The 24,987-nt window shown below is 68.1% G+C and carries 19 protein-coding genes; 9 read left to right on the top strand and 10 right to left on the bottom strand.

The window, feature by feature from the left end:
* Positions 1–118 precede the first annotated feature (118 nt).
* The 4 genes from hflK to BOX17_RS03185 all read left to right on the top strand — a co-directional run bounded on the left by hflK (position 119) and on the right by BOX17_RS03185 (position 4,973).
* Complete coding sequence (hflK, locus tag BOX17_RS03200) at positions 119–1,339, top strand: FtsH protease activity modulator HflK (protein WP_071942027.1); 1,221 nt, start codon at positions 119–121, stop codon at positions 1,337–1,339.
* Complete coding sequence (gene hflC / locus BOX17_RS03195; protein ID WP_071946591.1) at positions 1,339–2,220, top strand: protease modulator HflC; 882 nt, start codon at positions 1,339–1,341, stop codon at positions 2,218–2,220. The genes hflK and hflC overlap by 1 nt, the downstream gene beginning before the upstream one ends.
* A 188-nt stretch (positions 2,221–2,408) precedes the next feature.
* The gene (locus BOX17_RS03190) at positions 2,409–3,605 is read left to right on the top strand and encodes an ATP phosphoribosyltransferase regulatory subunit (RefSeq protein ID WP_071942026.1); all 1,197 of its coding nucleotides are present in this window, start codon (positions 2,409–2,411) and stop codon (positions 3,603–3,605) included.
* A gap of 72 nt (positions 3,606–3,677) precedes the next feature.
* Complete coding sequence (locus BOX17_RS03185) at positions 3,678–4,973, top strand: adenylosuccinate synthase (protein WP_071942025.1); 1,296 nt, start codon at positions 3,678–3,680, stop codon at positions 4,971–4,973.
* A 79-nt stretch (positions 4,974–5,052) separates the two neighbouring features.
* On the opposite strand, the gene BOX17_RS03180 is transcribed toward BOX17_RS03185, so the two are convergent.
* The 8 genes from BOX17_RS03180 to BOX17_RS03145 form a co-directional block, all read right to left on the bottom strand.
* Positions 5,053–7,689 (bottom strand): tetratricopeptide repeat protein, encoded by a 2,637-nt coding sequence (locus BOX17_RS03180; RefSeq protein ID WP_244272204.1) that lies wholly within the window; start codon positions 7,687–7,689, stop codon positions 5,053–5,055.
* Positions 7,690–7,738: 49 nt separating this feature from the next.
* The gene (locus BOX17_RS03175) at positions 7,739–8,986 is read right to left on the bottom strand and encodes an alginate lyase family protein (RefSeq protein WP_071942024.1); all 1,248 of its coding nucleotides are present in this window, start codon (positions 8,984–8,986) and stop codon (positions 7,739–7,741) included.
* 39 nt (positions 8,987–9,025) lie between these two features.
* Complete coding sequence (locus BOX17_RS03170; RefSeq protein ID WP_244272202.1) at positions 9,026–9,760, bottom strand: polysaccharide lyase; 735 nt, start codon at positions 9,758–9,760, stop codon at positions 9,026–9,028.
* Between the two features lie 209 nt (positions 9,761–9,969).
* A complete protein-coding gene (locus BOX17_RS03165; protein ID WP_071942022.1) occupies positions 9,970–11,511 on the bottom strand; it encodes a PilZ domain-containing protein in 1,542 nt (513 codons plus the stop codon).
* Position 11,512: 1 nt separating this feature from the next.
* Positions 11,513–13,465 (bottom strand): glycosyltransferase, encoded by a 1,953-nt coding sequence (locus BOX17_RS03160; RefSeq protein WP_071942021.1) that lies wholly within the window; start codon positions 13,463–13,465, stop codon positions 11,513–11,515.
* Between the two features lie 11 nt (positions 13,466–13,476).
* Complete coding sequence (locus BOX17_RS03155) at positions 13,477–14,823, bottom strand: UDP-glucose dehydrogenase family protein (RefSeq protein ID WP_071942020.1); 1,347 nt, start codon at positions 14,821–14,823, stop codon at positions 13,477–13,479.
* A gap of 308 nt (positions 14,824–15,131) precedes the next feature.
* The gene (cobO, locus tag BOX17_RS03150; protein WP_071942019.1) at positions 15,132–15,731 is read right to left on the bottom strand and encodes a cob(I)yrinic acid a,c-diamide adenosyltransferase; all 600 of its coding nucleotides are present in this window, start codon (positions 15,729–15,731) and stop codon (positions 15,132–15,134) included.
* Positions 15,732–15,826: 95 nt separating this feature from the next.
* Positions 15,827–17,323: a RimK family protein gene (locus BOX17_RS03145; protein WP_071942018.1), complete on the bottom strand. Its 1,497-nt coding sequence runs from the start codon at positions 17,321–17,323 to the stop codon at positions 15,827–15,829.
* A 168-nt stretch (positions 17,324–17,491) separates the two neighbouring features.
* On the opposite strand from BOX17_RS03145, the gene BOX17_RS03140 reads away from it, so the two are divergent.
* The 4 genes from BOX17_RS03140 to pepN all read left to right on the top strand — a co-directional run bounded on the left by BOX17_RS03140 (position 17,492) and on the right by pepN (position 21,760).
* Entirely contained in the window at positions 17,492–17,980 is a 489-nt protein-coding gene (locus tag BOX17_RS03140; RefSeq protein ID WP_071942017.1) for a GNAT family N-acetyltransferase, read from the top strand.
* Between the two features lie 50 nt (positions 17,981–18,030).
* Complete coding sequence (locus BOX17_RS03135; RefSeq protein ID WP_071942016.1) at positions 18,031–18,516, top strand: YajQ family cyclic di-GMP-binding protein; 486 nt, start codon at positions 18,031–18,033, stop codon at positions 18,514–18,516.
* A gap of 147 nt (positions 18,517–18,663) precedes the next feature.
* Entirely contained in the window at positions 18,664–19,041 is a 378-nt protein-coding gene (locus tag BOX17_RS03130; RefSeq protein ID WP_071942015.1) for a YbaN family protein, read from the top strand.
* An 85-nt stretch (positions 19,042–19,126) separates the two neighbouring features.
* Positions 19,127–21,760, top strand: coding sequence for an aminopeptidase N (pepN, locus tag BOX17_RS03125; RefSeq protein WP_071942014.1), 2,634 nt, complete (start codon positions 19,127–19,129; stop codon positions 21,758–21,760).
* A 110-nt stretch (positions 21,761–21,870) separates the two neighbouring features.
* Here pepN and BOX17_RS03120 read toward each other — a convergent pair whose 3' ends face one another.
* Entirely contained in the window at positions 21,871–22,158 is a 288-nt protein-coding gene (locus BOX17_RS03120; protein ID WP_083582048.1) for a hypothetical protein, read from the bottom strand.
* Between the two features lie 138 nt (positions 22,159–22,296).
* A complete protein-coding gene (locus BOX17_RS03115; protein WP_208858086.1) occupies positions 22,297–23,895 on the bottom strand; it encodes a cation:proton antiporter family protein in 1,599 nt (532 codons plus the stop codon).
* Between the two features lie 143 nt (positions 23,896–24,038).
* Here BOX17_RS03115 and yegS point away from each other — a divergent pair, with 143 nt between their 5' ends.
* Complete coding sequence (yegS, locus tag BOX17_RS03110; RefSeq protein WP_086830689.1) at positions 24,039–24,941, top strand: lipid kinase YegS; 903 nt, start codon at positions 24,039–24,041, stop codon at positions 24,939–24,941.
* Positions 24,942–24,987: the final 46 nt, after the last annotated feature.

Below are 24,987 nucleotides of genomic sequence, written 5' to 3'. Positions count from 1 at the left end.
CGCAGCCACAACACGAACAGGGACGCCGGGCACGACCGGGCGCAACCCGCAGGATCGCAACGGACGCCCGTCGCCAGCTGTCTTGTCGGCGGGACGCAACGCAGAGTGGAGACGACGAATGGCCTGGAATGAGCCTGGTGGTGGCAACCAGCACGACCCCTGGAGCGGTGGTGGTCGCGGTGGCAACGACGGTGGCAAGGGCGGCGGCAACCAGGGTCCGCCCGACCTCGATGAGGCCCTGAAGAAGTTTCAGGACAAGCTCAACAACATGCTCGGCGGCCGCGGTGGCAAGCGGGGCGGCACAGGCGGCAAGGGCGGCGGTGGCAAGCCGCGCAATGCCTTCACCCTGCCGGGCCTGCTGATCGTGGTGGCGCTGGCCATCTGGGCGGCCTCGGGCTTCTACCTGGTCGACCAGTCGGAGCGCGGCGTCGTGCTGCGCTTCGGCAAGTTCCAGGAGGTGGTCACCCCGGGCCTGCAGTGGAACCCGCCGCTGATCGATGACGTGCGCATGGTCAACGTGACCCGGGTCCGCTCGCTGACCCAGACCCAGTCCATGCTGACCCAGGACGAGAACATCGTCTCGGTCGAGATCTCGGCCCAGTATCAGGTCGCCGATCCCCGCTCCTACGTGCTCAACGTGCGCAACCCCGAGCTCAGCCTCGAGAACGCGCTGGACAGCGCGCTGCGCCACGTGGTCGGCGGCACCGACATGATCGACATCCTGACCTCCGGGCGCGAGATCCTGGGCAGTTCCGTGAACAGCCGGTTGCAGTCCTATCTCGACAGTTACGGCACCGGCATCCTGCTGCAGACCCTGAACGTCGAGTCCACCGCGCCGCCCGATCCGGTGCAGGATGCCTTCGACGACGTCATCCGGGCCCGCGAGGATCGCCAGCGCACCATCAACCAGGCGCTCGCCTACGCCAACGCCGTGATCCCGGCCGCCCAGGGTCAGGCACAGCGCCTGGTCGAGCAGGGCCAGGGCTACCGCGAATCCGTGGTCGCCGAGGCCGAAGGCCAGGCCAGCCGGTTCAACGCCCTCCTGACCCAGTACCAGGACGCCCCCGCGATCATGCGCGAACGCCTCTACCTCGACACCATGTCCGAGGTCTACGGCGAGACTGCCAAGGTGATGGTGGACGTGTCCGAGAACAGCCCGCTGATGGTCCTGCCGCTCGACCGTCTCGGCAGCGGCACCTCGGGTGCCAGCGGCCAGGCAGGCGACGACGAGAGCCTGGACCCGCGGGTCCTCGAGCGCCTCGGCGCCAGCCAGTCGTCGAGCCGTAACAGCAGCAACAGCAACAGCAGCAACGGCATCCGCAGGGAGGGGCGCCAATGATGATCAACAATCGATCCCTGCTCGTCGTGGGCGGCCTGGCCGCCATCGCCTGGCTGGCCAGCAACAGCCTCTATGTGGTCGACGAGACCCAGCGTGCGGTCAAGCTTCGCTTCGGTGAGGTCATCGAGGAGGACATCCAGCCCGGGCTGCACGTCAAGGTGCCGATCACCCAGACGATTCGCACCTTCGATACCCGGGTGCTGACGCTGGACACCGATCCGAGCCGCTACCTGACCCTCGAGCAGAAGGCGGTGATCGTCGACTCCTACGTCCAGTGGCAGGTGATCAACCCCACTCGCTACTACGAGGCCACCTCCGGTGACGAGCTGCAGGCGGTGCGGCTGATCCAGCCGCGGGTCGACGAGAGCCTGCGTAACGAGTTCGGTCGCCTGAACCTGCAGCAGATCATCTCGGAGAAGCGCGATGACCTGATGAGCGGGCCCACCAATGACCTGAATGCGCTGATGCGCGACGAGCTGGGCGTGGCGATCCTCGATATCCGCGTCAAGCGCATCGACCTGCCCCAGGACGTCTCGTCGGCGGTCTATGACCGCATGCGCTCGGAGCGCGAGCGCCAGGCCCGCGAGTGGCGTGCCCAGGGGCAGGAGGAGTCCGAACGCATCCGCGCCAACGCCGATCGTCGGCGTTCGGTGCTGCTGGCCCAGGCGCGTGCCCGCTCGGAGACGCTGCGCGGCGAGGGCGATGCCGAGGCCGCGGCGATCTTCTCCGAGGCTTATGGCAAGGACGAGGAGTTCTTCAGCTTCTGGCGCAGCCTCGATGCCTATCGCCAGAGCTTCCAGGGCGACGGCAACATGCTGGTGCTGGACCCCTCCAGCGACTTCTTCCAGTACCTCAAGAGCCCGACTCAGGTCGACGACTGACCCCCTCGGCGGGCGGTTCGCCGCCCGCCGGTCGGGGTTCAACCGGCCTGCAAACGTGGTAGAATCCTGAAACCGGGCGTGGCCCGGTTTTTTTGTGGCCTCTCCACTCCCGGCGCCCTGTTCGCCAGCACGCCTCGGGCGACTCGGGAATCGCCGAAGGCCAACCATCGTCTTGCAGGATGAACGACATGACCATCGCTGACCGCTGGCTGCTCCCCGACGGCATGGACGAGGTTCTGCCGCCCCAGGCCAGTCGTATGGAGGAGCTGCGCCGAGCGCTGCTCGACCTCTATCACTGCTGGGGGTACGACCAGGTGATGCCGCCCCCGGTGGAGTTTCTCGACTCCCTGCTGACCGGCACCGGTACCGATCTCGACCTCCAGACCTTCAAGCTGACCGACCAGATGACCGGGCGCATGATGGGCGTCAGCGCCGATGTCACCCCCCAGGTGGCGCGCATGGATGCCCACTCCCTGCGCCGCCAGGGCCCGGTGCGGCTCTGCTACTGCACCAACGTGCTGCGCGCCAAGGCCGACCAGTTCCAGGGCGGTCGCAGCCCGGTGCAGGTCGGGGTGGAGCTGTTCGGCCATGCGGGCCTGGAGGCCGACCTGGAGATCCTGCGCCTGGCGCTGGCCAGCCTCGAGACGGCCGGTGCCGCGGAGATCCACCTGGCGCTGGGCCACATCGGCATCTACCGTAGCCTGGTGGAGGCCGCCGGCCTCGACACCGAGCAGGAGCGCGCGCTGTTCGATGCCCTGGCCCTCAAGTCGCCGGGGGAGCTCGCGGCGCGGGTCGAGGAGAGCGTGCGCGATCCGGGCCTGGCGGCGATGTTCCTGGCCCTGGGCGACCTGCACGGCGGGCTCGAGGTGCTGGAGGCGGCCCGCGAGGCCTTCGAGGAGGCGCCCCAGCCCGTGGGGGCGGCCCTGGAACAGCTGCGGGCCCTGGTCGACGGGGTGATCGCCGAGTATCCCGGCGTCGAGCCCTACTTCGACCTGGCCGAGCTGCGCGGCTATCAGTACCACACCGGCATGATGTTCGCCGCCTACGTGCCGCACTACGGCCAGGCCCTGGCCAAGGGCGGGCGCTACGACGACACCGGCCGGGCCTTCGGTCGTGCCCGGCCGGCCACCGGCTTTTCCATGGACCTGAAGCTGCTGGCCACCCTGTCGCCCGGCGAGCCCGAGCCCGACGGTATCTGGGCCCCGGCCGAGGGGGAGGGGCTGGCGGAAGCCCTTCAGGCCCTGCGCCAGCGGGGCGAGCGGGTCGTCCAGGCGCTGCCCGGGCAGCGCACCGGTCCGGCGGAACATCGCTGCGACCGCCGGCTGGAGCGTATCGACGGTCGCTGGGAGCCACGCTTCCTCGAGACCCCACAGGACCGCGCCTGAAGGCGAGCGGTCAATGACTTTGGCCCTGGGCCTTTAGACGGGCGCGGTGCCGCAACGAGAGACGAGAGCACAATGGGCAAGAATGTAGTCGTACTGGGCACCCAGTGGGGTGACGAAGGCAAGGGCAAGGTGGTCGACCTGCTCACCGAATCCGCGTCCACGGTGGTGCGCTTCCAGGGCGGGCACAACGCCGGGCACACCCTGGTCATCGACGGCGAGAAGACCGTGCTGCACCTGATCCCCTCGGGCGTCCTGCGCCAGGACAAGCTCTGCGTGATCGGCAACGGCGTGGTGCTGTCGCCCGAGGCGCTGATGGAGGAGATCCGCGAGCTGGAGGAAAAGGGCGTGCCGGTGCGCGAGCGCCTGCGCCTGTCGCCGGCCTGCCCGCTGATCCTGCCCTACCACGTGCGCCTGGACCAGGCCCGCGAGAAGGCCCGTGGCATCGCCAAGATCGGCACCACCGGTCGCGGCATCGGCCCGGCCTACGAGGACAAGGTGGCGCGTCGCGGCCTGCGCCTGGGCGACATGCTCCACCGCGAGCGTTTCGCCTCCAAGCTCGGCGAGGTGCTCGACTACCACAACTTCGTGCTGACCCAGTATCACGGCGAGAAGCCGGTGGACTTCCAGCAGGTGCTCGACCAGGCCATGGCCATGGCCGAGGAAGTGCGCCCCATGGTCTGCGACACCGTCTCGCTGGTCCACGAGCGTCGTCGCGCCGGCGACAACATCCTCTTCGAGGGGGCCCAGGGCTCGCTGCTCGACATCGACCACGGCACCTACCCCTACGTCACCAGCTCCAACACCACCGCCGGCGGGACCGCCACCGGGTCGGGCGTGGGGCCGCTCTACCTGGACTACGTGCTGGGCATCACCAAGGCCTATACCACCCGCGTCGGCTCGGGCCCCTTCCCGACCGAGCTGTTCGACGACCATGGCCGCCACCTGGCCGAGAAGGGCCACGAGTTCGGCGCCACCACCGGCCGGGCGCGCCGTTGTGGCTGGTTCGATGCCGTGGCCCTGCGCCATGCGGTGCAGGTCAACTCCATCTCCGGCCTCTGCCTGACCAAGCTCGACGTGCTCGACGGCCTGGAGAACATCCGCGTCTGCGTGGGCTATCGCAGCAAGGACGGCGAGGTGCTCGACACGCCCGTGGACTCCGAGGGCTATGAGGCCATCGAGCCGCTCTACGAGGACCTGCCCGGCTGGAGCGAGTCGACCCTGGGCGTCAGGCGCGTCGAGGACCTGCCGGCCAATGCCCGCTCCTACATCAGCTTCCTCGAGGAGAGGGTCGGGACCTCCATCGACATCATCTCCACCGGCCCGGATCGCAACGAGACCATCGTGCTGCGCAACCCCTTCGGCGGCTGATCGCGACACCGCCATCCGGAACGCAGAAGGCCGGCCCCTCAGGGGCCGGCCTTCTGCGTTGGGGAGCTGCCAGGGAGGTTCAGCCGGCGCTGGCTTGTGCCTCCGCCTGCAGGGCCTTGATGGCCTTGTCGTCGGAAAGCAGCTCGTGCAGGGTCTGCAGCGCCATGCCGCTGTCGCCATCCATGACGTTGTTGAGCCACATCAGGGCCTGTTCCTGGCTGGCATTCTCCAGTCCGTTGGCCGCCAGGTAGGCCTTGGCCAGGGACAGTCGGGCGCTGGAGTGGCCCTGCTCGGCGGCCTGGAGCAGGTAGTCGGCACCGCGGCGGACATCCTGTTGAAGATTCCCGCCGCGAATGTACTCGCGTCCCAGGGTGGCCATGGCGCCGGGGTGGCCCTGGACGCTGGCCTCCTCGAGCAGCGCCTTGCCGCGCTCGAGATCCCGGGTCACGCCGTTCTCGCCACGCAGCAGCACACGTCCTAGGTTGGCCCGCGCCGAGAGGTCGCCGCTCTGCACGGCCTGGTTCAGCCACTTCTCGCCCTTCTTCGGATCTGCCTCGACGCCATTGCCGGCCAGGTAGGCCTGCCCGAGCAGCAGGGCGGCGTAGGGGTTGCCGGCCTCGGCCGCGGGTCGCAGGTAGGCGACGCCCTGCCCGGGGTCGGCGGCGACGTGCTCACCTTCCAGGTAGGCCCGTCCCAGGGTCAGCCGGGCCCCTGAATGCCCATTGTCGGCGGCGGTGCGCAGCAGCGTCACGGCTCGCTCGGGGTCGCTGTCGAGCAGCATCTCGCCGAGGTCCGCGCGAGCTCCGTTGTGCCCTGCGTTCGCGGCGTGCGTGAGCCAGGTCCGGGCATGGCCCAGGTTCTGCTGCACGCCCTTGCCCTCGAGGAAGGCGCGACCGAGGTCGGCCATGGCACCGCGGTTGCCGGCCTCGGCGGCCTTGACCAGGGCCTTGATGTCGCCCTGGGCGCCGAGGTCGCGGTTGACCCGGGTCATCGCCTCATCGGCCGACTCATGACCCGCCTGGCGGGCTCGAGTCAGCCACTGGGTGGCCTTGTCGAGGTCCCGGGGCAGCCCGCCCTCGCCCTTGCGATAGGCTCGGCCGAGCACGACCATGGCATAGCCGTCGCCCCGCTCGGCGGCCTGACGCAGCAGGGAGAGGCCCCGCTCCGGGCGCGCCTCGAGGGGCCCAGCCAGGTAGGCCTCGCCCAGGGTGGTCATGGCGGAGGTCTCGCCGGCCTCCACCGCCGCCTGGAGCAGCTCCTCGCCACGGCTGGGGTGGAAGGGGAGGGCTTCGCCCTCGAGATAGGCCTGGCCCAGCAGGCCCAGGGCGGCACTCTGTCCCTGGTCGGCCGCCTCGCGCAGCAACGCCTCGGCGCGCTGCGGGTCGGCGGATACCCCACGCCCCTCGAGATAGGCCTTGCCCAGCAGCTGGGTGGCCCAGGGATGCCCAAGCTCATGGCCGCGCTTCAGGTAGTCGACGGCGATGTAGGGCTGGCTGGCGTCCACCTCGTCGCTCATGTAGTAGTCGCCCAGGGCCGCCAGGGCCAGGGGGTCGTCCCTCTGGGCCGCCTCCTCGAGCAGGGCCACGCCGCGGCGCGGATCGGCAGCTCCGGCGCTCCCGTCGATCAGCATGCGTCCCAGGGAGACACGAGCGTCCATGGATCCCTGCTCCGTCGCCTTCTCGAGCCAGCGACGGGCCTCGCCGGGGCGTCGCTCGGTCAGTGCCCGTCCCAGCTGGGTCATGGCGTCGACGTCGCCGTTGCGGGCGGCTTCCTCCAGCATGGCGATGCCTTGCTGGGTCTTGCCGGCGTCCACCAGAGCACTCCCGGCCTTGGCCAGGGCATCCTTGTCACCCGCCTGCGACGCCTGGCGCAGCCAGTGAAGGCGACGCTCGGGCTGGTCGCCGAGCAGGCCGTCGGGCGCATGCAGTTCGGCGAGTCGGATCATTGCGTCCGTCTCGCCGGCCGCGGCACGTTCCCGCAGCGCCTCGGCATAGCGCCCGGAATAGTCCATGGCGCGCTCGGGGGCCTCCGCGAGCCAGCCGCCGGGGCTATACGCCTTCGCCAGTGCCAGCAGCGCCTCGTCCTGGCCTTCCTCGGCCGCCTTGGTGTAGAGCGCCGCGGCACGCTGGGGGTTGGCCTTCACGCCTTGGCCTCCCTCGACCAGCAGATCGGCCAGCATCAGCCTGGCGTCACGGCCGAGGTCTTCCTCCACGGCCTGGCGCAGCAGGTGATAGGCCAGCAGGTCGTTGCGCTCGACGCCGTCGCCTTCGCGGTAGAGCTTGGCCAGGTTGAGCGAGGCATGGCCGAGGATGTAGGAGGGGGTGCTCACGGCCTTGGCATAGTTCTCGGCCGCCCGGGCCGGGTCCCGCTCCACGGCCTTGCCCTGATCAAAGAGCTTGCCAAGCTCATAGTGCGCTTGGGGAAAGCCCTGATCGGTGAGCAGGTTGAGCAGCCGGATCGCCTCGCGGGGATTGCCCGCGGCGATCGCCTGGTCGGCCTTCTTCACGGTCTGCTTGTGCATCCACTCCATGTTGACCGGCCGACCGCCGTCGAACCAGTCCTGATACTGCTCGGGTACGGGAGCGGTGGCCTGCGGCCCCGAGTTCATGTTCGGGATGGCACAGCCTGCCAGCATGACCAGCAGGCCGGCGGAGGCCGCCAGGCGCAGGCCTCCGATCCGGGTTGCCAGGGGGGTGCCGAGGGGTGTCATGTTCATGGTGTTCGGGCCTCGCGGTGATCGGTGAATGACGGCTGACATGGAGGCATCAGTTATTTCCCAGCCCCTCGAAGGCCTGTGTCTCTTGCTTCTTCGTGTCTAGGACAACATGGTCCTGTGCCTCGGGGTCCATGAAGTAGAGGGTCATATAGCCGCCGGCACTGCGGTTGTAGAGGGGACGTAGCTGACGAATGAAGTCCTCGACGCGGGGGGCGTCGAAGCGTTGCAGGTAGACCTCCGACCAGGTGAAGTACTGCGGGTCCTTGAGGAAGCCGGTGTACTGCTCGTGCGGGGCCATGTCGCCCAGGGCGGCCGGGTCGTCCAGGACCGTGAACAGGAAGTCGACGCCGTCGTGGATGGTGTGGCCGTCGACCTCCAGGTCGAAGATGTCGTAGCCCTGCCGGGAGATGACCTGCATGTTGGTGATCAGGTAGAGCAGGGCGTAGTTCTGGTAGTGAGAGGCGCGTCGGCCGCGCTCGATCTCGAGGGGGAAGGCGCCATCATCGGTCATGTCGTGAAGGGCGGCATGGATGGCGCTGACGCCGAAGCGGAACAGCTCGTTGTCCTCGGTGAGCACACCAACCATGCTGGCGTAGAGCGCCCGGCGGTAGAAGTGGTTGTTGCAGCAGCTGTTGCCTTCACCGCCGGGGATGTCGGCGTGCTGGTGGGCAAGTCCGTTGAGCCAGGCCTCGATGTTCTCTCGCTCCTCTTCCATGCCCTCGATGAAGGGGCGCACGTTGGCATAGGCCATGGCGGCGGCGAAGATCATCGACTCGGTGGCGAACCAGGCCTGGGGCTCCATGGAGTCGTAATAGAAGTCGGTCAGGGCATCCTGACCGGCCCACTGGTCCAGGAAGCGGATCAGGCACTCGGAATAGTAGTCATCGCCGGTGGCGACGAAGCTGCCGGCCAGCATCGCGACATTGTCCTCGAACTGGAACAGCGGCTCCGAGGCGAGCTCCCACGCCTCGGGGCTGGGGTAGTAGCCGGGTACCCGCAGGTGGGTGGTGATCGGCTCTTGCTTCATCAGTTGCTTGCAGCTCGGGCCCTGGGAGAGATCGTCGATCTCCTGGAGCAGGATGGCATTGTCGGTGGACGCGAGTTCCTCCATGCGTTCCGCCACGTCGAAGTACCCCGCATCGGGGGCGGTGACGTGATATTCCGAGAGGTCCATCGCCTCGCGCTCCGCGATGGTCAGGATATCCTGCGCACCTGCGCTGCTCGACAGCCCGGCGAGCAGCAGGGCCAGGGCAGCGTTGAGCGGCCGGTGTGTCAGTGGGTGTCGGGCATGGGCCATGGCAGAGGTGACTCCTGGTCGATACGGGGCGTGCCCGGCTCAGGTTGAGGGGATATAGAAGCGAAAGGCGGCGAAGTCGGCATACTGGTCACGCGGGGTGCGCCAGTCCTTGCCGTGGCCACCGAAGAAGGTGGAGAACATCAGGCCGTCGATGGTCACCTCGTCGGTGGTGCGGTAGACGATCTCGCTCTGCTCGAGCACGGGCACGCCGTTGATCCACACCCGGGCCAGGCCATCTTTCTCTCCGGGCGTGTTGAGCACCAGTTCCTGCTCGATGGTGATCCACTCGCCGGTGGGAAAGCTCCAGAGCCCTCGGCCCACGGAGGCGCCGTATTTCTTGTCCTTGCTGACAACGTACTCGTAGAGCTCGCCCTGACCGGCTGCACGCCACATGAAGCGCATCGAGAAGCCGTTCTCGCCGTTGACCTCATCGCCACCGCTGGGGGCCTCTCCGCCGTAGAGTCCCGGCAGCTTGCCCCCCTTGACGAAGTTGAATCCCGGTTCGAAGCGCACCCGGTACGTCAGGCAGGCCCGCTCGGCACCGTCCAGGACGTCCGGCTCGCTGTAGAAGCCGGCGCCTCCCTGCTCCGTGTCGCCGGGTGACGAGGTGCCCTTGGGGTAGTGGACGCGCAGGCCGGGCTGGTCGAGCCCCGTGGCGCTGGCATCGAGCAGTTCGACATTGTCGTCGACGCCCCACGAGCGCTTGGTGCCGAACCCCTGGCGCACGCCCTCCTGGGCATCCTCGGCCGAGAGATCAGGTTGTGGTGTCGCCACCGTCTGATAGCGCTGCGAGCAGGGCTCTATCCGGGGATAGGAAAGGTCGTTTTTCGAGTCCTTTGCCCAGGCGCTCGTCGATGCGAGACCCGCGAGAAGGGCAGTGAGGGCGAGGACTTGGTGGTGGGTACTGAGTCGTTGCATGATCATGGTGTCTCCTTGCGAAGGGCCGCGACACCGGGGTGTCGCGGCGGAGGCTGGCGGGGTGTTCACCCCGCGTCGCTTGGCTCGTCCTCCTGGGTGACCGAATCGTAGATACGCTCGCCGAACTGGAACACGGCACGCGTGCCTTGCCAGATCCACTCGGCGGCACCGCCCAGCACCGGGGCCTCGGAGAAGCGAACGTCCACCGGCTTGCCGACGCTCTCGGCCGGCAGGTTCTTCTCCGGCACCAGCAGCACGCTGGCCACGTTCTGCTGCTGACGGACCCAGCTGGGGAAGCCGGCCCGCGGCTGGCGCTCGATGTCCAGTGCCACGTTGCGCACCCGGGCGCGGATCGGCGTGGAGGCGTTGGGCAGCGAGACGTAGGCCGTCTGGTTCGGCTCGATCCGGGCGATGTCGTCCATGTGGACCAGCGCCTCGACCATGACGTCGTCCTCACCGGTGCGGATCAGCGTCATGATCCGCTCGCCCTTGTTGATGTAGGTGCCGTCGGCGCTGCTCAGGGCCCAGGCCACCAGGCAGTTGCACGGGCTGTAGATCTCGTTGCTGGCCTGACGTGCCTGGAGGGCGGTCACGCGGGAGCTCTCCAGGTCGCGCGCCGTCTCGAACTGATCGACGCGGGCCTGGGCGATCGCCGGTGACACCGTCTCGAAGTTCATGGCCTCGCCGCTCTCGGGGCGGGCGGAGCTCGCGATGCTGACCTGCCCGCGACCGGCCGAATCGATGTCCTCCTTGAGGTTCTCGATGAGCTGCTCGTTGTAGTTCAGCGCGGCCCGGGAGAGGATCAGCTCCGATTCCAGGTCGCTGTTGGCGATGCGCGTCAGCTTCTCGTCGCGCTCGACCTGGTCTCCGGCCTTCAGGTCGTGGGCCTCGAGGATGCCGGGGCCCGGCGCCCGGATGTCGATGCGCGGCGCGGTGACCGCCGCGAAGCTCGGCTCGATCAGCATGAAATTGCGGTAGGCCGTGGCCGTGGCCACGAGGGCGAGGATCGCGATGGCGGTGAACAGCAGCATATAGCGTCCCCGGGGCTTGGGCGGCCGGGACGGTTGCTGTGGCTTGGAGGAGGTCGCCTTGCGTTTGCGAGGCGTCTGCGGATCCTCGCCCTCCATCAGGGACTCGATGCTGGCCTGACGCCCGGTCAGGCAGCTGCGGACCACCTGGCGAAGCAGTTCGCGATGTGGCGGATCGATGTCGGTGATCTCGAAGCCGTTGACGTGCTGGCCCCCGTTGGCGGTGGCATGACGGCACTCGGCCCGCACGGGGACGATCATTTCGGTAGGGCCGACAGTCAGCAGCAGCGAGGCCGAGAGCTGCTCGCCCGGGCGCATCGGGCGTGAGGTGCGAACGGCGAAGCCACCCACCGAGACATCGACGCCCGTCAGCTCCTGACCGTCGTCCAGGCGGACCCGGAAGGGCGGTGTGACGCGGATGAATCGGCGCTCGTCGCGGCGCTCGTGGTGGATCTGGTCCCCTTGGACATCATGCTGGCCTGACGGACCGCTGGAGCGGCCTCCGCCGCGGAGGCTGCCAGGGCCCAGCGTCGGCTCGTTGCGCTCGATGTCGTTCCTGTCGGAATGATGATCAGACATCTTATGCCTTCTCCTTGCTCTGTGGTGTGACCGACGCCACGGCGTCGACGGGCTGACCGGTGTCCACCTGGATCTGCAGGTCCTGGAAGCGCATCGAGTGCTGCTCCAGTTCCAGGGTGCAGCCGGCAGGCTGCGGACAGGCCGCCGTTCCTTGGATGGGGCGCCCGCGACTGTCGCGCAGGTGACGGGCCAGCTCGGGGGTGACGATCAGGCGAGTGGCGTCATCCTCGGCGCCCAGCACGTGGCGGGCGCGGGGCCGGTCGGCCCCGTCGTTCGAGACCAGCTGGTCGGCGTCGAGGCGGAACTCGCCGGCCGGGAGCTGCACGCTGCCCCCTTCCGGGGCGTCGGCGAGGGCCAGCGACAGCCAGCGGTCGTCTACCTTTCCCTGTTCTTCGGCGTGGCTGCCGTCGGTCAGGATGGACAGCGAGGTCAGGTCCGGGGGCTGCAGGACCCCGGTGGAGATGATCAGCACGTAGAGCAGAACACCGCAGGCAAAACCGTGCAGCACATGGCCCACGCGGCGCTGGCGTTTCACGGCTTCCGGGTCGTTCGGTTCGCCCGCGGAGATGCCCTGGCGTGACCAGGCCTGGCGGTTGAAGCGAAAGCTCACGTAGGTCTTGAGCAGCGCGCCCCACACCTGGTTGTAGTAGATCAGCGGCACCCACAGCGGACTGAACCGGCCGCGCTGCCAGGCCAGGATCAGCGTCACGAGGCCGCGGGTGAAGAGGATCCACAGGGCATAGGCGAAGATGAACGAGGGGCGGATGAACAGGGTCACCAGGATGGCCACCGTCGGGCCGATCAGCGTGGTCCACATGGAGAGCCGCTGGTCGACCAGGCTCCACCAGGTGAACAGGCCCATGGGGCGGGGCCCCAGGGCGATGGCCCGGTTGCTGGTGCGCAGCATGTTGCCGTACCAGCGGCGCATCAGGTCGGTGGTCGAATGGAAGAAGCGCTTGCGATCGGGCAGTTCCTCGAAGCCCGAGACGAACACGTCCGGGATGTAGAGCATCCGCCAGCCGTTCTTCAGCAACCAGTACCAGGTCGACTTGTCGTCACCGGAGAGGAACTTGAAGGTGCCAAAGCGCCAGTGGTCGACGTGGTCGTTCTCCACCAGGTCGATGAATTCCGGCTGGGTCGCCAGGTCGGCCCGGAAGGCACTATAGCGACCGGTCAGTACCAGCTGGCGCCGGGAGACCGACATCGAGCTCATCACCAGGTGGCGCTGGGCGTAGCGGAGGTCGTACCACTCCTTGGTGGCGTCGCCCCCGGTGACGATCGCGCTGTTGTTGGTGGTCAGGGCGCCCAGGTCCTCCTGGACACTGAAGAACGACAGCGACCGTGACAGGGTGCCGGGTTCCAGTCGGATGTCGCCATCCATGGAGACCAGCAGGGCGCCGGGCGCCGGCATGCGCCGGGAGATCGCCCGCAGCACCTCGGCCATGGCCGAGCGCTTGCCGTCGCCCTTCTGGAACATGTAGCGCAGCTCGATGTTCCCCGGCCAGCCGTTCTCGTCCATGACGTGGGTGATGACGTCCACATCGCTGCGGTCCGAGACCGAGGCGAAGATGGTGGTCGGCACGCCATAGTCGGCGACCTCGCGTACCAGGGCCTCGTAGACCTGGAAGCTGACCTCGGGCTCGATGCGAAACGAGGTGCAGAGCACATAGAGCTCCGGGGGGAGCGCCTGCTCCCCCAGGGCGTCGGCCTCGGCCCGCAGGCGCGGGAAGATCCGATGGTTGTACCAGACCGAACGCAATGCCTGGATCAGCCACCAGGTGTAGCGCCAGATGCCCACGGCCCCGACGGCGAAGAAGAAACTCTTCGACTCGGGCGAGAAGACGTCCAGCGGCAGCCCGTCGATCACCACGATCAGCAGGGCGATACCGAGGATGAAGATCGCAACCTCCGTCACCTTGCTGGCGACGGAGCGATCGGCAGGTGTATTCGACATCTCTACTCCCCTCAGGCGAGCACGGGACGTACGGAGTCACCCCGACCGATGGCGTAGTAGGCGAGGCCTGCGGCCTTCACGGCCTCGGGCTGGAAGAGGTTACGGCCGTCGACCAGCACCGGCGAGGCGAGCGACTCGTGAAGCTCGGCAAAATCCACGGTGCGAAAGGCCTTCCACTCGGTGCAGATCACCAGGGCATCGGCGCCCTCCACCGCCGCGTCGCGCTGGCCGGCCAGCACCAGGTCGTCGCGTTCGCCGTAGATCCGGCGACACTCGTCGGCGGCCTCGGGGTCGTAGGCCTGGACCCGGGCGCCGGCCTCCCAGAGGGCCTCCATCAGGGCCCGGCTGGGGGCCTCGCGCATGTCGTCGGTGTTGGGCTTGAAGGCCAGCCCCCACAGCGCGATGGTCTTGCCGGCGAGCTGGCCGTCGAAGGCCTGGCAGAGCATCTCGAACAGCCGGCTCTTCTGGCGGGCGTTGACCTTCTCGACGGCGCTGATCAGCTCGGCGGGATGGCCGATCTGCTCGGCGGTATGCGCCAACGCCTTGACGTCCTTGGGGAAGCAGGAACCGCCGTAGCCGCAGCCCGGGTAGATGAAGTTGTAGCCGATGCGCGGATCGCTGCCGATGCCATGGCGCACCTCCTCGATGTCGGCGCCGAGGCGCTCGGAGAGGTTGGCGATCTCGTTGATGAAGCTGATCTTGGTGGCCAGCATGGCGTTGGCAGCGTACTTGGTCAGCTCGGCGCTGCGCACGCCCATGAACATCAGCTTGTCCTTCTGGCGGCTATAGGGGGCATAGCACTCGCGCATGGCGCTTACGACCCGCTCGGAGTCGGTACCCACCACGATCCGCGCGCCCTTGGAGAAGTCCTCGATGGCCGCCCCTTCCTTGAGGAATTCGGGATTGGAGCAGACATCGAAGTCCAGCGAGACTCCGCGGCGGTCGAGCTCGGCGGCGATGGTTCGCTCCACCCGGCTAGCGGTGCCGACCGGGACCGTCGACTTGTCGACGATGATGCGGTAGCCGTCCATGTGGTGGGCGATGGTCTCGGCGACCTTGAGCACATGGCGCAGGTCGGCGCTGCCGTCCTCGTCGGAGGGCGTGCCCACGGCGATGAACTGCAGCAGGCCGAAGGACACGGCCTGCTCGGCATCGGTGGTGAAGTGCAGGCGCCCGGCCGAGCGGTTCTGGCGGATCAGGCTCTCCAGCCCGGGCTCATAGATCGGCACCTCGCCTTTGTTGAGGCGGGCTACCTTGTCCTCGTCCACATCGACGCACATCACGTCGTGCCCGACATCGGCCAGACAGGCGCCGGTGACCAGACCCACATAACCGGAACCGAAGATGGTGATTCTCATGATCGCTTGCTCCTTGCTCGATGACCGTGACGTGCCTGCGCAGGAAGGCGGCACGGAATGGCTACATTGACGGTCATCGTTGGCAGCAAGCGCTGTGCCACTTTTCAATAAGTCATGAATATCAATATCTTAAAGACAGATGTTGGTCAGAGAGGCAGGGGAGGACGCTCCGGCGAGAGGGGAGACCGTCGCGACGGCGCGACGGTTATGGCGGGGGAGGGTAAACCTAATATAAATCAGTAAGTTACATGTTGCCCCGTGACGACGGGGCGGTAGGGTGTTTCGGCAAGTCGCTGAAAATGCAGGGATCAGTAGTCGATGCCGCGACGGGCCTGCAGCCCGCTGTTGAAGGCATGGCGGACCTCGGTCATCTCGGTGACGGTATCCGCCATGGCGACCAGCTCCCGGTGGGCGTTGCGCCCCGTGATGATGACCGTCTGCTCTGGCGGGCGGTTCTCCAGCGCCTGCTTCACGGTCTCGATGTCCAGGTAGCCGAACTTGAGCATGTAGGTGATCTCGTCGAGCACGACCAGGTAGACCTCGGGGTCGGCCATCATCCGTTCGGCCTCGGCCCACACCTCCTGACAGGCGCGGGTATCCGCCTCCCGGTCCTGAGTGTCCCAGGTGAAACCGGTGGCCATGATGGCGACCTCGAGGTGGGGGTCCTCCACCAGCCGCTCGCGCTCGCCGCACTCCCAGAGCCCCTTGATGAACTGCACCACTCCGACCCGGTAGCCGTAGCCCAGGGCCCGGGTCACCGTGCCCCAGGCGGCGGTGGTCTTGCCCTTGCCGTTGCCGGTGAAGACCAGCAACAGCCCGCGCTGCTCGGTGGCCTCGGCGACCTTCTCGTCAACGCGGGTCTTGAGTTTCTGCATCGCCTGCTGGTGGCGGGTATCGCGATCGTTCATCGTGGCTCCGGGTGTTGTACAAGGCTTGTCGAGGAAAGCGCCAGCATACGCGAGAACCGGGCGGGCGTCAGCCTCCCGAGCCGTGCCCCAGCGGCTCACGCCCGGGCATGCACCTGTGCCTCCATGCGCGCCAGGAAGACTCCCATGATCCGCTCGTACAGGGTGCGCCCCAGCACGGCGTCCTCGATGCCGGCGTCCACGTTGGGGTTGTCGTTGACCTCGATCACCACAACCCGGTCGCCGGCCTGCTTGATATCCACCCCGTAGAAGCCATCGCCGATCAGCCGGGTGGCCTTGAGCGCCGCCTTGATCACCGACGGCGGCACCTCGGCGGGGTCGTGGGTGGTGAAGCCGCCGCTTTTCACCCGGGCGCCGGAATGGTCGTAGATCTGCCAGTGACCCCGGGCCATGTAGTAGCGGCTGGCGAACAGCACCTGGCCGTCGAGCACGCCGATCCGCCAGTCGAACTCGGTGGGCAGCCACTCCTGGAGCAGCAGCAGGGCCGAGGTGGCGAAGAGCCGGTCGGCCTCGCGCTCGAGCTGCGCCAGGGACTCCACCTTGACGATGCCCCGGGAGAAGGCCCCGTCCGGGATCTTGAGCACCAGCGGGAAGCCGAGGCCCGCGATCCGCTCGTCCAGCGGACGGCGATCGCCGCGCTTCAGCAGGACACCCGCGGGGGCGGGCACGCCGCGGGCGCGCAGCAGGGCGTGCAGGAAGACCTTGTTGGTGCAGCGCAGGATGTCCCGGGGGGCGTCGATCACCACCAGCCCCTCGTGTTCCGCCCGCCGGGCCATGCGATAGGTGTGGTGATCCAGCGAGGTGGTCTCGCGGATGAACAGGCCGTCGAACTCGGCGAGTCGACCGGCGTCGCGGCGGGTGATCAGCGAGACGTCGATGCCCAGGCGGCGGCCGGCGCGGATGAACGCCTTGAGGGCACTGCGGTTGCTGGGGGGCAGGGTCTCGTCGGGGTCGACGAGGATCGCCAGGTCGAAGCGGTAGCGACGGCGCGCCTTGGGGGTGCGCCACACCTGGCGCGAGTGGCGATTGAGCGCCATGGCGAACAGGTCCTGCTCCTCGGGGACGAGTTCGCGCAGGCGCAGGGGCCTCAGGCGCGACAGCCGCCAGGCATCGTGGCGACGCACCAGCCGCGCCTCCAGCAGCGGGCAGGGCAGTCGCTCGAAGAGCTTGCGTGCCAGTCGCGCCATGGCCGGCGACGGGCACTCGCCGAACATCACCCGCAGGGTCAGGCGGTCGCCGGACAGCGACCCCTGGCGGTCCAGTTCGCCGAGCAGCGCGTCCAGGCCATCGAGCTGCAGGTCGACCAGCGCCTTGCGGCCGAGCGCATTGAGGGTCTCCACCGCGGGCAGCACGCGCTGCCCGCGTGCCTGGGCCAGCAGCGAGACATAGTAGCCGGTCCCCAGGTAGTCGAGTTCGCTGCACAGGTTGATCACATGGGTGGTGCGGTCCTGGTCATCGGCGATGCCATGCTGCCGGTCATGGGCGAGGAAGTCGTCGGCGGTGATCAGGTCCTCGGTGGGGTGGTAGGGTCGCCAGTCTTCGAGGCGGTCGACGACGATGCGCAGCGGACACATGTCAGGCTTCCAGGCAGGGCGGCGGGGTGCCGCCGGAATGCGGCCAGCATGCTCCCGGCGCCGAGCCGCGACAAGTCGAGGTGCAGGTGAAAAGATTTCATGATCCGCCCCGATGACAGCGACATTGGCCATGATCACAATCGTGTCCAACACGCCCGGAGACTCGAGATGACCGTCACCCTGCGCCAGGCCACCGGCCATGACCTGGACGCCCTCTATCGCCTGGAACAGGTTGCCTTCACCGGCGACCGGTTCAGTCGCCGCCAGCTCTGGCACCTGCTCAACCGTGCCAATGCCTTCACCCTTGTCGCGGAAAGCGGGGACGCGGAGCGCCTGCTCGGCTACGGCACCCTGCTGTTTCGTCGCGGCAGTCGGCGCGCCCGACTCTACTCCTTCTGCGTGCACCCCGAGGCTCGGGGCAGCGGCCTGGGCCGGCGCCTGATGGAGGCCCTGGAGGCCGAGGCGCTGGCCCGGGAAGTCGAGGTGCTGGGGCTCGAGGTGCGGGTCGACAACCCCGTGGCGCTGGGGCTCTACCGGCGCATGGGCTTCTTGCCGGAGCGCTGGCTGGGGGACTACTACGAGGACGGCTGTGCCGGCTGGCAGATGGCCAAGCCGCTGGCGGTGCCCGAGGGGGCCGCGTCCGCGCGCGAGGGCTGATAGAATCGGCCCCTCTTGCGCCCTACCTCTAAAAACGTCAGGACATCGCCATGCCCTCCTTCGATATCGTCTCCGAATTCGACAAGCACGAAGCCAGCAATGCCGTGGATCAGGCCAACCGCGAGATCCAGACCCGCTTCGACTTCAAGGGGGTCACCGCAAGCTTCGAGCTCAACGGCGAGACCGTCTCGCTCGAGGCCGAGGTCGACTTCCAGCTCAAGCAGATGCTCGACGTGCTGCGCAACCGGCTGATCAGCCGCGGGATCGACGCCCGCTGCATGGACGTCCAGGAGCCGGAGCTCTCCGGGGTCCGTGCCCGCCAGGAGGTGACCCTCAAGCAGGGACTCGACCAGAAGGAGGCCAAGGACGTCGTCAAGCGGATCAAGGAGAGCAAGCTCAAGGTCCAGGCCCAGATCCAGGGTGAGAAGGTCCGCGTCACCGGCAAGAAGCGCGATGACCTCCAGGCCGTCATGGCGCTGCTGCGGGGGGAGGGCGGCCCCGACCTGCCGCTGCAGTTCGACAACTTCCGCGACTGATCCACTGCCATTGCCCGTGGCAGGCCCCGCGCCGCGCGACGCTTGATCGGGGTCAGTCCGATGGCTGCCATAGGCGATCGCGATTGGCAGCGGACGGCGGAATGCTCTTCAATAAAGGCGTCACCGATCAACGGGAGTGAGTGCCAGATGCCGACCCTCCATCGTCTCGCCTTTCTCGGCCTGGCCTGGATCAGCTTCGGGCTGGGGGTGATCGGTGCCTTCCTGCCCCTGCTGCCGACCACCTGCTTCATGCTGCTGGCGGTCTGGGCGGCCTCCAAGGGCTCCCCGCGCTTCGCCGCCTGGATCCGCGACCACCGCCGCTTCGGTCCCGCCATTGCGGCCTGGGAGGCCGAGCGCGCGATTCCCCGCCACGCCAAGCGGCTCGCCGCAGTGATGCTGGCCCTCTCCATGGTGGTGCTGGCGGTCACCGTCAGCCTGCTGTGGCTGAAGCTCGCGCTCATCGCGGGGCTCGCGCTGGTGGCCGCTTGGGTCCTGTCGCGCCCCGAGCCCGTCGCCGCGCGCTGATCCCGCGTCTTGGCCGGAGGGCTTTGAGCTTCGGGCACGGCGCGCCGTACAATGGATGGCAATCACCGACAGGAGCCATCCTTAGATGTCAGAACCGCAGCCGATCTACCTGAGCGACTACCGTCCGCCCGCCTACCGCGTGACCCGGACCGAGCTGACGTTCGACCTCGACCCCGGCGCCACCCGGGTCAAGGCGCGCCTGCACGTCGAGCGCCATCCCGAGCGCGAGGCCGGTGAGCCGCTGGAGCTCGACGGCGAGCAGCTCACCCTCAGGTCCATCGCCATCGATGGCCAGCCGCTGGGCGAGGACGAGTACGCGGTCAGCGAGGCGGGACTGGTGGTGCACCGGGTGCCGGAGGTCTTCCTGCTCGACACCGAGGTGGAGATCGCGCCCGACGACAACACGGCCCTGTCCGGGCTCTACCGCTCGAGCGGCATGTACTGCACCCAGTGCGAGGCCGAGGGTTTCCGCCGCATCACCTTCTACCCGGATCGCCCGGATGTCATGGCAACCTTCTCCACCACCGTGGTCGGCGATGCCGCGACCCTGCCGGTGCTGCTCTCCAACGGCAACCCGGTCGAGCGCGGCGAGCTGCCCGGCGGGCGCCACTTCGTCACCTGGGAGGACCCGCATCCCAAGCCCAGCTACCTGTTCGCGCTGGTGGCGGGCGACCTGAAGAAGGTCGAGGACCACTTCACCACCATGAGCGGGCGCGACGTGACCCTGCAGCTGTGGGTCGAGGAGGAGAACCTCGACAAGACCGACCACGCCATGGCCTCGCTGAAGCGCGCCATGACCTGGGACGAGCAGACCTACGGCCGCGAGTACGACCTCGACCTCTTCATGATCGTGGCGGTCAATGACTTCAACATGGGGGCCATGGAGAACAAGGGCCTCAACATCTTCAACTCGGCGGCGGTGCTGACCCATCCCCACACCGCCACCGATGCGGCCTTCCAGCGCGTCGAGGGCATCGTCGCCCACGAGTACTTCCACAACTGGTCCGGCAACCGCGTGACTTGCCGCGACTGGTTCCAGCTCTCCCTCAAGGAGGGCTTCACGGTCTTCCGCGACCAGTGCTTCTCCGCCGACACCAACTCGGCGCCGGTCAAGCGCATCGAGGACGTCTCCTTCTTCCGCACCGCCCAGTTCGCCGAGGATGCCGGTCCCACCGCCCACCCGGTGCGCCCCGACCACTACATCGAGATCGGCAACTTCTACACCCTGACCATCTACGAGAAGGGCGCCGAGATCGTGCGCATGCTCTGCAACCTGGTGGGGCAGGACGCCTTCCGCCGGGGCAGCGACCTCTACTTCTCGCGCTTCGACGGCCAGGCGGTGACCATCGAGGACTTCGTCGACTGCATGGCCGAGGCCTCGGGCGAGGATCTCGGCCAGTTCCTGCGCTGGTACTCCCAGGCGGGGACCCCCGAGATCGACGCCCATGGCGAGTACGACTATGCCAACGCCGAGTACCGCCTGATCCTGCGCCAGCGCACCCCGGCCACGCCCGGCCAGGCCGAGAAGCAGGCCCTGCACATCCCGGTGCGCCTGGGCCTGGTGGGCACCAAGTCCGGCCGCGACCTGCCGCTGACCCTGGACGGCGAGGCGCTGGGCACCGACGCGGTGATCCACCTGCGCGAGGACGAGCAGGAGTTCCTCTTCACCGATGTCAGCGAGGCCCCGGTGCCCTCGCTGCTGCGCGGCTTCTCGGCGCCGGTCAAGCTGCACTTCCCCTATGCTCGCGAGGACCTGGCGTTCCTGCAGGCCCATGATTCCGACGGCTTCAATCGCTGGGATGCTGGCCAGCGCCTGGCCCTGCTTGCCCTGGACGACCTGATCGCCGCCCACCGCAACGGGGTCGAGAAGGTGATGGACCCCCGGGTGGTCGAGGCCTTCCGCGTCCTGCTGGAGGCCCAGACCGACGACAAGGCGGTACTGGCCCAGATGCTGACGCTGCCCTCGGAGGCCTACATCGCCGAGCAGCAGCCGCTGGTGGACGTGGATGCCATCCATGCCGCCCGCACCTTCGTCAAGCAGTCCCTCGCCCTGGCACTGCGTGACGACTTCCTGCGGGTGCTCGAGGAGAACCGCTCCGACGCGCCCTATGCCCCGGAGCCCGCGCAGATCGCCGCGCGCAGCCTCAAGAACGTGGCGCTCTCGTACCTGATGTCCATCGAGGACGAGGCGGGGCTCGAGTTCGCCCGGGAGCAGTTCGCCGCGGACCACAACATGACCGACGTGCGCCACGCCCTGACCCTGCTGGTGCACAGCTCACGCAGCGACATCGCCGACCCGGCGCTCAAGGCCTTCGGCGAGACATGGGCCCACGACCCGCTGGTCATGGACCAGTGGTTCAGCCTCCAGGTCACCCGTCCCCAGGCGGACGTGCTGGATCGGGTGAAGTTCCTGATGGCGCATCCGGCCTTCTCGCTGAAGAACCCCAACCGGGTGCGCGCGCTGATCGGCGCTTTCGCCAACCAGAACCCGGTCAACTTCCACCGGGCCGACGGCGAGGGCTACCGGCTGCTGGCCGATACGGTGATCGAGCTCAACCGGCTCAACCCGGAGATCGCCGCGCGACTGATCACGCCGCTGACCCGCTGGGCCCGCTTCGACGAGGCGCGACAGGAGCTGATGAAGGCCGAGCTCGAGCGCATCCGCGCCGAGGAGCTCTCGCCCAACGTCTACGAGGTGGTGGAGAAGGCGCTCGCCTGAGGGAGCTCCCTGCCTGGAAATGACGCTCCGAAAACGACAGCGCCGCCCGAGAGGGCGGCGCTGTCGCGTGGGGGTGCTGTCGATGGGGGCGCTGTCGACGGGAGGCAGGGTCAGTTGATCAGCCAGCTCAGCACGGTCACGCCCAGCAGCCACCAGATGAGCATGGCGATGAAGGCGCTGCGCAACAGGGCGGCCACTCCCTTCCAGAGCAGCCACAGTCCCAGCGCCAGGACCAGCAGGCTGATCAGGGTGATCGGGATGCCAAGCGAGTTGGACAGTCCCTGCATGAAGCTGCCGGCCGCCTCGTCGAGGCCGCCGAAGAAGCCGGTCAGGCCGTCGACGATGAAGCGGATGAAGTCGCCGAAGGCATTACCGATGAAGGTGAAGACGTCGTCCATGGTCACGGGTTCCGTTGTGGGGAGCGTCGGCCCGACGGGTCATGCCGCCTGGGCCTCGACGCCGGGCAATGGGGGGAAGTATCGCGACAAGCGGCCCGGGCTGGCAACCCGAACCGACCACCCGGCCCGGCACGTCGCTCACCCCAGCTGGCTGGCGCGGGACACGACGCCGGCCTCCTCGGCGGCGCTGTCGGCCAGGGCCCGGCCGGCCTCGTCGTAGACGTGGAAGACCGCATTGGCCCCCAGCTCGCGGATCGGCTGGATCTCCTCGGGATACTCGACCACGGCGGTGATCCGGCCGGGGAACGCGCGCGAGCGTAGCTGCTTCAGGGCGAACAGGTTGCCCGCATGGTGCGGCATGGCCAGCACCACCATCTGGACGTCCCGGGACATCAGCAGCTTGTCCCAGAAGTCCGAGTCCACGGCATCGCCTTCGAGGATGTTGAAGCCCCGACCGCTCAGCGTCTTGACGCTCTGGGGGTTGCTGTCGATGCCCAGCACGCGCAGGCCGTACTCCTTCTGCAGGCGACGATAGACGCTGCGGCCGATGCGGCCCATGCCCAGCACCACCGCCTCGGCGTCACCGACCTCGATGGGACGGTCGCTGGGCGAGAGCTCGTCGACGTCCACCGCCGGCAGCCGGGGCTCCAGCCAGCGATAGAGGCGCTCGCTGAAGCCGTTGAGGACCGCCGACAGGCCGAAGCTGAGCGCCACGGCCAGGGAGATCACCACCAGCCAGTCCGCCGAGAGCCAGCCGCTGGACACGGCGATGGCGCCCACGATGAGGCCGAATTCCGAGTAGTTGGTCAGGCTGAGCGTGGCCAGCACCGAGGTGCGGTGACGCATCCGGAAACGCATGAAGACCGCCTGATAGATCACGCTCTTCAGCGGCAGGATGAGCACCAGCAGCAGGGCGACGCCCAGCATCTCGGCCGTGGGCATGGCCGTCAGCCCGATGCTCAGGAAGAAGCCCACCAGCAGCAGCTCCTTGAGGCTGAACATCGAGCGGGCCAGGGTCTGGGCGGCGGGGTGGGGCGCCAGCAGAAGCCCGATGATCAGCGACCCGAGATCACCCTTCACGCCGACGGACTCGAACAGGGCGTAGCCGAGGACCAGTGCCAGCAGCATGCCGAACAGCATCTGCATCTCGCCGTGGCCCAGCCGGTCCAGCAGGGCGCGCAGAGCGGGGGCGAGGGGAATCAGCATCACCAGGCCCAGGGCCCAGGGGCTCGGCAGCTCGCCGGAGGAGGCGGTGATGAAGAGCACCGCGTAGATGTCCTGCATGATCAGCACGCCGATGGCCAGCCGCCCGTAGGCCGTCTGGGTCTCGCTGCGCTTCTCCAGTACCTTGACCACGAAGACGGTACTGGAGAAGGAGAGGGCGAAGCCGAGCAGGGCGAGGGTGTGCCAGGCGGTCCCGGCCAGCAGCGAGAGGCCCAGCCCCTTGAAGAGGACCAGCAGCACCACCATCGCCAGGGTGGAGGCCAGCATGTGCAGGGAGGCGCCGCCCCAGACGTCCCGCCGCAGCAGCGTGCGCACGTCGAGCTTCAGGCCGATGCTGAAGAGCAGCAGGGTCACCCCGATGTCGGCCAGGGTCTCGAGCATCGGCGTCTTGTCGAAGCCCAGTGCGTTGAGCGCGAAGCCGCCGGCAAGAAAGCCCACCATGGGCGGCAACCGCAGCACCAGCGCGGCCATGCCACCGAGGAAGGCCGCGAGAAGAAAGGCCGGTTCGATCATGCACGCTCCCTGTTCCGCAATCTTCGGCAAGACAGACAGTGTAGGGAAGTCGTAAGGTGAATGGCATTCACGATTTGGTGTATGACGTCGTCCGATGACGGTGTCGTGACAGGGACGCCATGAAACGGGGGAAGGGAGCGCGAATGGCCAGGCTGATCCTCAACGGCAAGTCGGCGCAGCTGTCGGCAGTGCGGGAGGCGGTCTTCGCCCGGCGCGCGGCGGGCGACCGCCTCGACGTCCGGGTGACCTGGGAGCAGGGCGATGCCGCCCGCATGGCGGAGCAGGCCGGGCGTGACGGCGTCGACAGGGTGATTGCGGGCGGCGGCGACGGCACGGTCAACGAGGTGGTCAATGGCCTGATGGCCCTGCCAAGGGAGCAGCGACCCATCCTGGGCATCCTGCCCCTGGGCAGCGCCAACGACCTGGCCACCTCGCTGCGCCTGCCGCTGGCCTGCGCGCCGGCCCTCCAGGCGGCCCTGCACCTGCCGGCGCGTCCCGTCGATGTGCCCTGCCTGGATGACTGGCACTTCCTGAACATGGCCACCGCCGGCATCGGGGCCGAGATCACCGCCTCCACGCCCAAGCCCCTCAAGCGCCTCCTCGGCGGCGGTGCCTACTCCCTGATCGGGGCCTTCAAGGCCTGGCACGTCCGCCACTATCCCGGGCGGCTGCGCTGGCAGGACGGCGAGCGCCGGGTCGAGGTCTGCCTGCTGGCCATCGGCAACGGTCGGCAATCGGGCGGGGGGCATGCGCTGACCCCGGAGGCGAGGATGGACGACGGGCTCCTCGACGTGCTGCTGCTGCATGACGTCGGATCCCCGACCCACTGGCGCGCCATGCGGCATGAACTCGAGACGCGGCCCTCCCGCGGCACCTACGTCGACACCTTCCGGGCAGACTGGCTGGCCTTCGAGGCCGACGAGGCCTTGCCGCTCACCCTGGACGGCGAGCCCGCCTGGCGTCGGGGATTCCGGGTGAGCGTAGAACCCGCGGCGCTGTCGCTGGCGGTGGGGACGGCATGCCCGCTCCTCTCGCGCCCGGCATGAGGCAAACCTCGCCGGTCGCACCTAAGGTTAAGGGCAGCCGCCACGT

This window comes from Halomonas aestuarii, from assembly GCF_001886615.1.
Taxonomy (GTDB): Bacteria; Pseudomonadota; Gammaproteobacteria; order Pseudomonadales; family Halomonadaceae; genus Halomonas; species Halomonas aestuarii.
Note: the sequence above shows the minus strand (reverse complement) of the source record. Positions and strands in the feature narration are given on the sequence as shown.

Bases quoted from the DNA above. Each gene is read 5' to 3' on its own strand.
- BOX17_RS03180 (WP_244272204.1), bottom strand. From the start codon at position 7,689: ATGAACATGACACCCCTCGGCACCCCCCTGGCAACCCGGATCGGAGGC.
- cobO (WP_071942019.1), bottom strand. From the start codon at position 15,731: ATGAACGATCGCGATACCCGCCACCAGCAGGCGATGCAGAAACTCAAG.
- BOX17_RS03160 (WP_071942021.1), bottom strand. From the start codon at position 13,465: ATGTCGAATACACCTGCCGATCGCTCCGTCGCCAGCAAGGTGACGGAG.
- hflK (WP_071942027.1), top strand. From the start codon at position 119: ATGGCCTGGAATGAGCCTGGTGGTGGCAACCAGCACGACCCCTGGAGC.
- BOX17_RS03135 (WP_071942016.1), top strand. From the start codon at position 18,031: ATGCCCTCCTTCGATATCGTCTCCGAATTCGACAAGCACGAAGCCAGC.
- BOX17_RS03165 (WP_071942022.1), bottom strand. From the start codon at position 11,511: ATGTCTGATCATCATTCCGACAGGAACGACATCGAGCGCAACGAGCCG.
- BOX17_RS03175 (WP_071942024.1), bottom strand. From the start codon at position 8,986: ATGGCCCATGCCCGACACCCACTGACACACCGGCCGCTCAACGCTGCC.
- hflC (WP_071946591.1), top strand. From the start codon at position 1,339: ATGATCAACAATCGATCCCTGCTCGTCGTGGGCGGCCTGGCCGCCATC.
- BOX17_RS03185 (WP_071942025.1), top strand. From the start codon at position 3,678: ATGGGCAAGAATGTAGTCGTACTGGGCACCCAGTGGGGTGACGAAGGC.
- BOX17_RS03145 (WP_071942018.1), bottom strand. From the start codon at position 17,323: ATGTGTCCGCTGCGCATCGTCGTCGACCGCCTCGAAGACTGGCGACCC.
- BOX17_RS03140 (WP_071942017.1), top strand. From the start codon at position 17,492: ATGACCGTCACCCTGCGCCAGGCCACCGGCCATGACCTGGACGCCCTC.
- BOX17_RS03190 (WP_071942026.1), top strand. From the start codon at position 2,409: ATGACCATCGCTGACCGCTGGCTGCTCCCCGACGGCATGGACGAGGTT.
- BOX17_RS03130 (WP_071942015.1), top strand. From the start codon at position 18,664: ATGCCGACCCTCCATCGTCTCGCCTTTCTCGGCCTGGCCTGGATCAGC.
- pepN (WP_071942014.1), top strand. From the start codon at position 19,127: ATGTCAGAACCGCAGCCGATCTACCTGAGCGACTACCGTCCGCCCGCC.
- BOX17_RS03155 (WP_071942020.1), bottom strand. From the start codon at position 14,823: ATGAGAATCACCATCTTCGGTTCCGGTTATGTGGGTCTGGTCACCGGC.
- BOX17_RS03115 (WP_208858086.1), bottom strand. From the start codon at position 23,895: ATGATCGAACCGGCCTTTCTTCTCGCGGCCTTCCTCGGTGGCATGGCC.
- BOX17_RS03120 (WP_083582048.1), bottom strand. From the start codon at position 22,158: ATGGACGACGTCTTCACCTTCATCGGTAATGCCTTCGGCGACTTCATC.
- yegS (WP_086830689.1), top strand. From the start codon at position 24,039: ATGGCCAGGCTGATCCTCAACGGCAAGTCGGCGCAGCTGTCGGCAGTG.